The following is an 11,270-nucleotide window of genomic DNA, read 5'->3' as shown; positions in this document are numbered from 1 at the left end:
GGCTTCAGGGGCGGCGGCGGTGGTTTCGGCGGCGGTGGCGCCTCGGGCGGCTGGTAATGACAATAACGAGAGAGCATCAACAACCATGGCATTACTGAGTCAACACGAGCAACGCCAGGTCGCCGAGGCGATCGCCCGGGTCGAGCAACAGACCGACGCCGAACTGGTGACCGTGCTCGCGGCCCGCGCCGACGACTACGCCTACATCCCGCTGTTGTGGGCCAGCCTGCTGGCGCTGGTGGTGCCGGGGATCATTCACTACCTGTCGGGCTGGTTGACCATGTACACCTTGCTGCTGGCGCAGTGGGGCACGTTCGTCGTGCTGTGCCTGGTGTTCCGTTTGCCCAGGGTCACCACGCGACTGATCCCGCGCTCGGTGCGCCATTGGCGCGCGTCCAACCTGGCACGGCGGCAGTTTCTCGAGCAGCACCTGCACCACACGCTGGGCAGCACCGGGGTGCTGATTTTTGTCAGTGAGGCCGAGCGTTATGTGGAAATCCTGGTGGACAAGGGGATTTCCAGTCGCCTGGATGACAGCAGTTGGGATGCGATCGTCAAGGACTTCACCCGCCAGGTGAAGCAAGGCCAGACGTTGGCCGGGTTTGTGGCGTGTATTGAGGCTTGCGGGGAATTGCTCAGGGAGCACGTACCGGTGACCCACGCACGCAATGAGCTGCCGAATCGGTTGGTGGTGTTGGAGTAGTGTAAAATTCCCGGCATTCCCTGCCCGAGGCGTTTTTGTTCATGTCTGCCACCGCTAAACCTGCCAGCCCCGCGCCGGATCATCACGCGCAGTTCCTCGAACTGCTGAGCGCGAGCCTTGAGCAAAACGCCTTTATCAAGCTGGTGCTGGCCAAGTACGTCGGCACCGAGCCTGATCTTCAGAAGCTGATCATCAAGCAGCTGACGGTCAAGGATCAGCCTTGCCTGTCCTTCGTCTATCGCTACAAGACCCGCGACATCACCAAGAACTTCTCCCTGGCCGACGGCGTGGCGGCAATTGCCGAGTTGTTGCCGGCGGCGTTCAAGAATGCGCACCTGCTGTCGGTGACCGACGAAGCCCAGCTGGAATACAGCAAGAAAAACAAAAGCTCACTGTTCAAAAGCAAGCCGCAGCAACTGCGCGAAGCGCCGTCTGCCGAGCACAACCGCGAGAAGAATCGCTTCCTGGACCTGACCCGGCCCTTCCTCGCCGACCTTGGTGTGACCAACGCCAAACACGAGCTGATCCCGGCGATGTCGCGCAAGTGGAAGCAGATCAACAAGTTCATCGAAGTGTTCAGCCATGCGCTGACCACCTCGCCGCTGAAGCTGGACCAGCCGGTGCGGGTCGCGGACTTTGGCTCGGGCAAGGGCTACCTGACGTTTGCCATCCACGACTACCTGCGCAACACCCTCAACGCCGACGGCGAAGTCACCGGCGTGGAACTGCGCGAAGACATGGTGACCCTGTGCAACAACGCCGCCGCCCGCCTGGACCACCCGGGGCTGGTGTTCAAGTGCGGGGATGTGCGCAGCGTCGCGCCCAGCGAACTGGACGTGATGATCGCCCTGCATGCCTGCGACATCGCCACCGACTACGCGATTCACACCGGCATCCGCTCCGGTGCGTCGATCATCATGTGCTCGCCGTGCTGCCACAAGCAGATTCGCCTGCAGATCCAGAGCCCGGCGCTGCTCAAGCCGATGCTGCAATACGGCCTGCACCTGGGCCAGCAGGCGGAAATGGTCACCGACAGTTTGCGCGCGTTGTTCCTTGAAGCGTGCGGCTATGAGACCAAGGTGTTTGAGTTCATCTCGTTGGAGCACACCAACAAGAACAAGATGATCCTGGCCGTGAAGCGTGCCGAGCCGGTGGACAACGCTCAACTCCTGGAGAAAATCCAGGAACTCAAGGCGTTCTACAACATCACCGAACATTGCCTTGAAACCCTGCTGCGGGCGGACGGTTACCTCGCCTGAGTACGACGCAAATCAAAAGTGTGGGAGCGGGCTTGCTCGCGAAAGCGGTGTGTCAGTCACCTGATGTATCAACTGACCCACCGCATTCGCGAGCAAGCCCGCTCCCACATTAGATCGCGCTAGCCTTGGGAGCTGGCGCAGGCTTCACGCTGGTCTTGCGCCCCAACATCACCGTCACAATCACCCCGCAGGCAAACAGCCAGGTAATCGGCTCGATGTGTTCACCAAAAAACAGCGCCGAAAACGCGATGGTGAAAAAGATCTGCAACAGCTGAATCTGGCTGACCCGGGCGATGCCACCCATGGCGAGCCCGGCGTACCACGCAAAGAACCCCAGGAACTGCGAAAACAACGAGACATAACCAAACGCCCACCAAGTGCGCATGGAGATCGGCCCTTCGTGTTGCAGCGCCAGGTAGGCCACCGGCCCGATCAATACCGGCGTCGACAGCACCAGCGCCCAGCAGATTACCTGCCAGCCGCCCATCTCCTTGGCCAACCGGCCGCCTTCGGCATAACCCAGGCCACCCACGGCAATTGCCCCGAGCATCAACAGGTCGCCCGCCTGGATGCTGCCGGCCCCGGTGATCAACGCATAACTCAGCACCAGCGCACTGCCCAGCGCCGCGCAGGCCCAGAAGGCCTTCGACGGACGTTCATGAGACAGCCACGCCGCATACAGCGCCACGCACAGCGGCTGCAACCCGTTGACCAGCGCGCCATGGGACGCGGGCAAGGTTTGCATGGCCCAGGCCGACAACACCGGGAAACCCAGGATCACCCCGGCAATCACCAGCGTCAGCCCGCGCACCTGGCGCCAGGTGGGCCAGCGCTCACGGCGCCACAGCAACAACGCCGCCGCCGGCACCGCCGCGAACAACGCCCGGCCCAGGCCATTGAGCAACGGGTGGATTTCCTGCACCACGATACGGGTGAAGGGCAGGGTGAGGCTGAAGATGACGACGCCCAGCAGGCCGAGGGCCATGCCGGTATTTTCGCGGGAGCTCATGGAAGGAACCAGAATCGAATGGGCCGGAAGTGGATGTTCATCTAGCCACAAAGCCCCGCAAACGCGCGCTTACAGCTGGGTGCAGATTGGACCGTACAGTTTGTGTAGGAGCGAGCTTGCTCGCGAAAAACCTGAGAGCGTCGCGGGCTGTCTGGTTACCCGCGTTATCGTTAACGTGCTTCGCGAGCAAGCTCGCTCCTACAGAGGGCTGGGGTGCTGATGTAGTAGCGGGCCATTACCCGGATCAAGCCTGCGGGTCTATCTTGGCTACTCCTATCTGCCCAACCGTTCAACCGGAGGAATGTCCCATGGCCGCGAAAAAAATCCTGATGCTGGTCGGCGATTACGTCGAAGACTATGAAGTGATGGTGCCGTTCCAGGCGCTGCTGATGGTGGGGCATACCGTGCACGCGGTGTGCCCTGACAAGGCTGCCGGCCAGACCGTGCGCACGGCGATCCACGACTTCGAAGGCGACCAGACCTACAGCGAAAAGCCCGGGCACCTGTTCGCCCTGAATGCGGATTTTGCCAAGGTGAACGCCGCCGACTACGACGCGCTGCTGGTGCCGGGTGGCCGTGCCCCTGAGTACCTGCGGCTGAACGAAAAGGTCCTGCAACTGGTCAAGGATTTCGATCAGGCTGGCAAATCCATCGCTGCCGTGTGCCATGGCGCTCAACTGCTGGCGGCTGCCGGGATCCTGGAAGGCCGAGAGTGCAGCGCCTACCCGGCGTGCGGGCCGGAGGTACGACTGGCGGGCGGTACGTTCATCGATATCCCGGTGACCGACAGCCACGTTCAAGGCAATCTGGTGACGGCCCCGGCGTGGCCGGCGCACCCAAGCTGGCTCGCGGGTTTCCTCGGCCTGCTGGGCACCAAAATCACCCTGTAAAGCGGAGGTCATCGCCATGTGCGAACTGTACGTCAAGGCCGACCCGATTCTGTACGAATCCCGCTCGCGCTCCCTGCGCATCTGCGGCGTGGTGACCACCGTGCGCCTGGAAAACCAGTTCTGGGACATCCTCAGCGAGATCGCCGAGGTGGATGGGATGACCACCAATCAACTGATCGCCAAGCTGTATGAAGAAGTGATGGATTACCGCGGCGAAGTGGTGAATTTTGCTTCGTTCTTGCGGGTGAGTTGCACGCGGTATTTGAGCAAGCAGCGGGTTCACGCCCCAGAGCTCAGCCTGGTTAATACAAGAAATGGCGCGCAGAAGATCTGAATGTGGGAGCGGGCTTGCTCGCGAAGGCGGTGTGTCAGGTAACTCATGTACCGACTGATCCAGCGCTTTCGCGAGCAAGCCCGCTCCCACATTGATTAGGTGGGGTCAGAAGAACCGCGTCACACTGATCTTCGCATCCCGGCCCTTGGTGTAGGCGCGGTCGCCGCTCAGGGCCGGTCGGAAGTTGTTGTTGAACAGGTTGTCCACGGTGAAGTTCACCTCGGTACCCTTGAGGTAAGCCTGTTGCGGCTTCCAGCTGGCGAACAGGCCTTGCGTGTTGTAGCGCTTGTTGCCGTACTGGTCGTAGAACAGGTCGCCGATGCTGGTGCCCGGGCCGCCGGAATACTTGTCGCTCGGCAGGCGGCTGGTGGCGCCGATGAACTGCCCTTGCCAGCCTACCCGCATATCCAGGCTCGGGATCTTGGTGCCGAGCACCACCACCCATTTGGTTGGCGGAATGTCCCGCGCCCAGACGTCCGGCCCCCACGGGTTGGTGTAGGCGCCTTCATGTTTGCCGGTGGTGTAGGCGAACGATACCGAGCCGAACACGTAGGTGGAGTCATAGAAACTCTCGGCCTCGAAACCCTTGATGGTCATGCCGCCGATGTTGCGGTAGTTGGACATCGCGCCCGGCGGGCAGGCGCTGGAAATCGTCCCGCCGTTGACCGCCTGGTTCTGGCAGCCCACGCCTGTGGCCTTGAAGATTTCGTCCTCGACCTTGTTGTGGAACAGCGTGGTACGCAGTTGCAGGTTGTCGCCGTGGGCGAACACATCGGCGAAGCTGGTGACGTTGCCCAGGGTGATGGAGGTGATGCGCTCCGGGTCCAGGTCCAGGCTGGTGGCGGTGCGGCTGCCCAGGCCCTGGACTTCATACTGCTCGTCGATCACTGGCGCACGCCAGGTGCGGCTCCAGTTGGCAAACATCGCCACGTTCGGGGTGATGGTCCAGTACGCCGCCAGGCGTGGCGACCAGCCGGTGTAAGTGCGGTCGCTGTAGTCATGGCCGATGGCCGGGTCCGGGTTGCTGTAGTACGGCGCGTCGTTGGCCTCGCCGCGGTTGCGCACATGGTCATAGCGCATCGACGGGGTAATGGTCACATCGCCCAGCGTCACCGCGTCCTGGATAAAGAAGCTGTTGGTGTCGACCTTGCCATGGGGCATGAAGCCCGGCTGGAAGTGCCCGTAGTTGTATTTCGGGGTGTTGTAGGTGGCGCCGGGCATCCACATTTCGGTTTCCCGGGTGTGCTTGCGGATTTGCACACCGGTGGTCACCGCGTGCTGCAACGCACCGGTGGAAAACAGGCTGACGTTGCGTACGTCGAGGTTCTTGTCGTTATAGGAGGTGTCCATCTTGCGCCCGCCGGTGGCCAACTGGAAAAACGCCGTGGCGTCGCGCTCGTCGGTCTGGTCGGTATTGGATTCGGAGTACTTGATGGTCAAGTCCACCAGCGGGTTATTCATCGGCTGGTATTCGTACTTGCCGGACCAGGTGGTGTCGACGGTATTGCGGTTGGCCAGGAAGCGTTTCAGCGCGGCTTCGTAGCCATAGCGGTCGATGTTGGCCTGGGTCGGCGGCGTCGGGTAGCTGGCGGCAGAGAAGGGCGTCCAGCGCTGGCTGTTGGAGCGAGAGTACGACAGGCCCAGGCTTTGCTCATCGGTGAAGTGAGCATTGAACTTGAACAGTTTGCCGTCCACATTCTGGGCGCTGTTGGGCAGGCGCTTGGGGTTGATCGGGTACTGGTTGTTGTCGTTGGGCAGGGTGGCGGCCAGTTTCATGTCGCCGCCGTCGCGCTGGGTCAGGTAGGCCAGCGCGTCGAAGCGGCCATCATCGGTTCGCCCGTAAACGGCACTGCTGTAGACCTGCTCATGGTCGTTGCTGGAGTAGCCGTATTTGAGCATGGCACCGCTGTTGCGCCCGTCCTTGAGCAGGTCCGGGGCATCCTTGGTGGTCATGTTGACCGTACCGCCAAAGCCGCCGTTGCCGCTGAAGGGCGAGTTGGGGCCTTTCTCCACTTCGATGCTCTTGATCAGCTCGGGCTCGATAAACACAGTGCCCTGCTGGTAGCGCTCAAAACCGCTTTTGGTGGCGCCATCGACGGTCAGCGGCACGTCTTCGGCGTCGCCGAAACCACGGATGTTGATGGTCTGGCCACCGGGCTTCAGCGAGCCGCCCTGGCTGATGCCGGGCAAGGTTTGCAGCAGGCTGGGAATGTTGTTGGACTGGTAGCGGTCGATGTCCGCCTGGGTCAGGGTGGAACGGCCGACGGTGGTGGAGTCGACCTCGTTGCCGGTGCCGATCACGCTCAGGGCGTCGAGCTGGATCGCGCTGCTGTTGGTGGTCTTGCCCTCTTCGGGGCGTACCACGTAAGTGCTGCCGACCCTGAGCAATACGAACTCGCCGTCCTTGAGCAGGGTGCGAATCGCCACTTCCGGTGTGAAGTCGCCATTGAGGGCTGGCGCCTGGATATTTTTCAGCAGCGCTTCATCGAACAGCAGCTGGATTTTCGCCTGCTGCGCCACCTGGCTCAGGGACGTGGCCAGGGACTGGGCCGGCAGTTGCAGCTTGAACGACTCGGCCTGGGCACTCAGGCTGAAGGCCAGGCAGGCGGCAATGGCGGTGGGTCGAAGAAACAGGTGCTGAACGTGGCAAGGCGCGCGAAACATGAAATCCCCCGGAGTAGCCAAATGGCCAGAAAGGTGTGCGTATCAAACGCAGACCCGAGGAAGACGCGGCAGGAAAAATAATCCTCACATGCGAATGCAAAATATTCTCAAATAAGAATTCCGCGGGGCTATTTGCGCGGTTCGATCCTGATATTGCCGTCGGCCAGGGCCACGGTTTTCACCGGCAATAGCGCCGGCAGGGCGTTGAGCAGGGCGTCCGGATCATTCACGTCCAGATTGCCCGAGACCTTCAGTTGCGCCACCGCGCTGTCCACCAGCAACGGCGCCTGGGGCCGGTACAGGCTCAACTCGTCCATCAGGCTGGCCAGCTCGCGATTACGAAACGACACGTGGCCGCCGCGCCAATCGGCGACCTCGCCGGCAGTGAGGATTTGCTGCTGCAGCGTGCCTTTGGCATAACTGAACGTAGCGCGCTGATCGGCGCCGAGCAGGGTGGCCGGCAGCCTGGCATCCGGATCGAACGCCACTTGCCCATGGGCCACGCTGACCACCAACTGCTGCTTGCTGCGCCGCACATCGAAGCCGGTGCCGACCACCCGCACATTGGCTTCACCGGCCTGCACGAACAGCGGTCGTTCCTTGTCGGGCGCCACCTCGATATACAACTGGCCCTGATCCAGATGCACGATGCGCTGGTGACTGTTGAAGTCCACCCGCAGGCGCGTATTGGCGTTGACGTACAAGGTGCTGCCGTCAGGCAAATGCATGGTGCGCATTCCTTTGGCATGGGCCGCGACCTGGGCGTGGAACAGCTCGCGTGGGGCGCCGATGTTGCTCGTCAGCACGGCACACACCAGGGCGGCAGCCACCGCCAGGGCCGGGCGCCACACGGGTGGTTTGCGCACGGGCAGCGGTGTCGGTTTGTTCAGTTGCTGCAACTGGGCCAGGTCGGCCCACAGCTGTTCGAATTCGGCGTAGGCGCGGGCATTGGCCGGCTCGGACTGCCAGGCGGCAAACGCCTTGCGGTCGGCGCGACCGGCGTCATTGCGGTTGCGCGCAAACCAGCTGGCGGCCTGGGCATCGATGGAGTCGCTGGCCTCGATGTCACAGGTGTCGATGTCGCTCAGGCGGGTCATTCTGGCTGCTCCTTGCCCTGTTCTTGTTGAAGTCGCTGCTTGCAATGCAGCAAGGCAAAAGCGATGTGCTTTTCCACCATGCTGACCGAAACGCCCATGCGCGCGGCGATCTGCGCCTGGCTCAGGCCTTCGAAGCGGTGCAGCATAAGGGCTTCTCGTCTTCTCGGCGAGAGTTCAGAGAGGACTTCTTTCAACTGTTCCAGGCGTTGCAGGCGTTGCGCGGCGGCCATGGGATCGTCTCGCGAGTCGCTGACAGGTTCGGCATCCAGTTCGGCCTGTTGCTGGTGGACGGTGTGCCGCACCTTCTGTTTGCGCCAGTGATCGCGCAGCAGATTGCGCGCCATCTGGAACAGAAACGCCCGTGGCTGCTCGACCTGGGCCCGGTCGCGGTAGTCCAGCCATTGGGTGAAGACATCCTGGGTCATGTCTGCCGCGTCGCTGGCGTTGTCCGTGCGTTTACGCAGGAAATGCAGGATATCTGCATAAAACCCGCGAAAGGCATCGGCCGACAGCGGGTCGGGCTTGGGACGAGACATGGATATCCTTCTTGACGAAGCACGACGTGGAAAAGTCGTGAATGATATCGAGAATTATTGTCATTTGTCTCTATTGAAAATCCAAGGTTGGATGCGGACTAAATGCGGGAGCGGGCTTGCTCGCGAAGGCGGTGAGTCAGTCGACCTATTAATTGACTGACCCACTGCCTTCGCGAGCAAGCCCGCTGCCACATTTGGATTGCGTTTCAGCGCAACAGGGTCAGTAGCTCTTGCAACTGAACACGGGCTGCCTCAGCCAGCGGAAACACCGGCAGCCGTGGATCCCCCGACTCCAGGTCCGTCAGCCGCAAACCGGCCTTGATCGTCGCCGGCAAGCCACCTTTGAGGATGAAATCCAGCAACGGCAACTGGCGATAAAACAGCTCCCGCGCTTTCTCCAGGTCATTGGCCAAAACGGCTTCATACAAATCCAGGTTGAGCTGAGGAATCAGATTCGGCGCCGCCGTGCACCAACCTTTCGCGCCCGCCGCAAACGCCTCCAGCGCCAGCGGATTGCAGCCGTTGTAGAACGGCACCTGGCCCTCGCTGCGCCGGTGCAATTGGTGCATGCGCTGAATATCCCCGGTGCTTTCCTTGACCATGGTCACGTTGTCGACGCTGTTGACGATGCGCAGGATCAAGTCCACCGACATGTCGGTGCCACTGGTGGCCGGGTTGTTGTAGAGCATGATCGGCACGCCGATGCTGTCGCCAATGGCTGCATAGTGGGCGAGGATTTCCGCCTCGCTGAGTTTCCAGTACGAGGCCGGCAATACCATTACCACGTCCGCGCCGTGGGCCTCGGCAAACTGCGCACGACGCACGGCCTTGGCGGTGGTCAGGTCGGAGACGCTGACGATGGTCGGCACACGCTTGCCCACCTTCTGGATGCTGTAGGCGGCGACTTCATCCCACTCTGCATCACTGAGATAGGCGCCTTCGCCGGTGCTGCCCAACGGTGCGACAGCGTGCACGCCGCTGTCGATCAGGCGGTCGATCGAAAGGCCCAGGGCGTCGAGGTCAAGGCGCTGGCCGTCCGCGCTGAACGGGGTGATGGTGTAGCCGATAATGCCGTGAATAGAAGGGCTGGACATGGAAAGGTCTCCGGTCGAAAAAGGGTTTCAGTTCAGGCAATCGGCGTGTTGGCGCAGGTTCTGCCGAGCGTAGTAGTTGAACGCGGCGCCGTGGCGCTTGGGCTTGGAAATCCAGTCATGGGCTTCGCGGCCCAGTTCCGGCAGGATCGGCTTGATCGTGCCGGCGGCCATCGCCAGCAGCTGCAACTTGGCCGCGCGTTCGATCAACTGTGCGATCACACAGGCTTCCTCGATGCTCGCCCCAGTGGACAATTGGCCGTGGTGGGAAAGCAGAATCGCGCGTTTATCCCCCAGGGCAGCGGTGATGATTTCACCTTCTTCGTTGCCCACCGGCACCCCGGGCCAGGCTTCGAGGAATGCGCAATCTTCGTACAACGGGCAGAGGTCCATGTGGGACACCTGCAACGGCACTTCCAGCATCGACAACGCAGCGATGTGGGTCGGGTGAGTGTGGATGATGCAGTTCACGTCCGGGCGACCGCGGTACACCCAGCTGTGAAAACGGTTGGCCGGGTTGGGCATGCCATGGCCTTCCAGCACCTCCAGGTCTTCATTGACCAGCAATAGGTTGCTGGCGGTGATCTCATCAAAACCCAGGCCCAGTTGTTGGGTGTAGTAGGTGCCAGGCGTCGGGCCGCGTGCGGTGATCTGCCCGGCGAGGCCGGAGTCGTGGCCGTTTTCGAACAGGATCCGGCAGGTCAGCGCCAGCTTTTGCCGGTCGGTCCACGTATTATCCGCCAGGGTGTTTTGCATCTGGGTCAGCGCCTGCTTGACCAGCTGGTCTTTCGGGAGTGCTAATGTCTTGGCCATATCAGTGTCCTTGTTCGTCGCAAATGACACTAAAGAGACTATATGACACAAAGTGTCATTAGCAAGCATTCATCATCGCCTCTTTAATGGATTAACCGCTGCGCATGTCTATCCGTTTGAAAATATTGAGAAAAAAACTTGGTGTGACGTTGGAGTCGCTCGCGGAAAAATCCGGGATGACCAAGAGTTACCTGTCGAAAGTCGAGCGCGGGTTGAATACGCCGTCGATTGCGGCGGCGCTGAAACTGGCCAAGGCGTTGAATGTGAAGGTCGAAGAATTGTTCAGCGAGGACAATGTCAGCCTCGACAGCTACAGCCTGGTGCGCAGCCACGAACGGCAGGCGTTGTCGGGCACCGATGCGTCACCGGGTTACGCGGTGCTGGCGCATCAGGTCAGTGAGCGTAGTTTGTTGCCGTTCATCATTTACCCGCCGGCGGAGTTCACCGACAAGACCTTCAAGGAACATTTGGGGGAGGAGTTTTTGTTTGTGCATGAAGGTCAGGTTGAGGTGGATTTCATGAGCGAGCGGGTGGTGTTGAATCGGGGGGATGCGTTGCATTTCAATGCGCAGAAGCCGCATCGGATTCGGTCGGTGGGGGAGGTTCAGGCGCAGCTTTTGGTGGTGGTGCATAGTGCTGAAGGGTGATGGTGGGGGTGGGGGCATATCCGTTTTTTGGGTGATGGCTTGTATCGGTTCCGCTCTTACAGCGGCTCACTTTTGAACAGCCGGAATGCCGGCCCAGTCAAAAGTAAGCAAAACGCTCTTGCCCCACCACTCGGCTCCTCGCCTAGGCGAGGAGTGCCCTAACTCCGGCTTGAGTGTTTAGAAGCGAAATCAAAAGCTAAAGCGGGCACGGTGCACTGTAGGAGCTG

Annotated in this window: 11 protein-coding genes; 5 read left to right on the top strand and 6 right to left on the bottom strand. The window is 61.1% G+C overall.

What is annotated here, in order from left to right; genetic code table 11:
- The first annotated feature begins 85 nt into the window (after positions 1-85).
- Positions 86-703 carry a TPM domain-containing protein gene (locus HX873_RS29755; protein WP_003209147.1) on the top strand — a complete coding sequence of 206 codons (618 nt, stop codon included), beginning with the start codon at positions 86-88 and terminating at the stop codon, positions 701-703.
- Positions 704-744: 41 nt separating this feature from the next.
- The gene (locus tag HX873_RS29750) at positions 745-1,962 is read left to right on the top strand and encodes an SAM-dependent methyltransferase (RefSeq protein WP_177021698.1); all 1,218 of its coding nucleotides are present in this window, start codon (positions 745-747) and stop codon (positions 1,960-1,962) included.
- Between the two features lie 109 nt (positions 1,963-2,071).
- Here the strand turns inward: HX873_RS29750 and HX873_RS29745 are convergent, their stop codons facing one another.
- A complete protein-coding gene (locus HX873_RS29745; RefSeq protein ID WP_003209142.1) occupies positions 2,072-2,971 on the bottom strand; it encodes a DMT family transporter in 900 nt (299 codons plus the stop codon).
- Between the two features lie 308 nt (positions 2,972-3,279).
- Between HX873_RS29745 and HX873_RS29740 the strand changes: the two genes are divergently transcribed.
- Both HX873_RS29740 and HX873_RS29735 read left to right on the top strand, forming a co-directional pair.
- Positions 3,280-3,861, top strand: coding sequence for a DJ-1/PfpI family protein (locus tag HX873_RS29740; RefSeq protein WP_177123627.1), 582 nt, complete (start codon positions 3,280-3,282; stop codon positions 3,859-3,861).
- A gap of 16 nt (positions 3,862-3,877) precedes the next feature.
- Positions 3,878-4,195, top strand: a complete 318-nt coding sequence (locus HX873_RS29735; protein ID WP_003209138.1) for a ribbon-helix-helix domain-containing protein — start codon at positions 3,878-3,880, stop codon at positions 4,193-4,195.
- A gap of 105 nt (positions 4,196-4,300) precedes the next feature.
- On the opposite strand, the gene HX873_RS29730 is transcribed toward HX873_RS29735, so the two are convergent.
- The 5 genes from HX873_RS29730 to HX873_RS29710 all read right to left on the bottom strand — a co-directional run bounded on the left by HX873_RS29730 (position 4,301) and on the right by HX873_RS29710 (position 10,396).
- Positions 4,301-6,859 (bottom strand): TonB-dependent receptor, encoded by a 2,559-nt coding sequence (locus HX873_RS29730; RefSeq protein WP_177123626.1) that lies wholly within the window; start codon positions 6,857-6,859, stop codon positions 4,301-4,303.
- A 128-nt stretch (positions 6,860-6,987) separates the two neighbouring features.
- Complete coding sequence (locus HX873_RS29725) at positions 6,988-7,956, bottom strand: FecR domain-containing protein (RefSeq protein ID WP_003209134.1); 969 nt, start codon at positions 7,954-7,956, stop codon at positions 6,988-6,990.
- The gene (locus HX873_RS29720) at positions 7,953-8,492 is read right to left on the bottom strand and encodes an RNA polymerase sigma factor (RefSeq protein WP_177123625.1); all 540 of its coding nucleotides are present in this window, start codon (positions 8,490-8,492) and stop codon (positions 7,953-7,955) included. The genes HX873_RS29725 and HX873_RS29720 overlap by 4 nt, the downstream gene beginning before the upstream one ends.
- A 206-nt stretch (positions 8,493-8,698) precedes the next feature.
- Positions 8,699-9,586, bottom strand: coding sequence for a dihydrodipicolinate synthase family protein (locus HX873_RS29715; RefSeq protein WP_177123624.1), 888 nt, complete (start codon positions 9,584-9,586; stop codon positions 8,699-8,701).
- Positions 9,587-9,613: 27 nt separating this feature from the next.
- Complete coding sequence (locus tag HX873_RS29710) at positions 9,614-10,396, bottom strand: aldolase (RefSeq protein ID WP_003209128.1); 783 nt, start codon at positions 10,394-10,396, stop codon at positions 9,614-9,616.
- 104 nt (positions 10,397-10,500) lie between these two features.
- On the opposite strand from HX873_RS29710, the gene HX873_RS29705 reads away from it, so the two are divergent.
- Entirely contained in the window at positions 10,501-11,043 is a 543-nt protein-coding gene (locus tag HX873_RS29705; protein ID WP_003209127.1) for a helix-turn-helix domain-containing protein, read from the top strand.
- The last annotated feature ends 227 nt before the right edge of the window (positions 11,044-11,270 follow it).

The organism is Pseudomonas sp. P7758, from assembly GCF_013386485.1.
Lineage (GTDB): Bacteria > Pseudomonadota > Gammaproteobacteria > Pseudomonadales > Pseudomonadaceae > Aquipseudomonas.
This window is presented reverse-complemented; position numbering and strand designations above follow the sequence as displayed.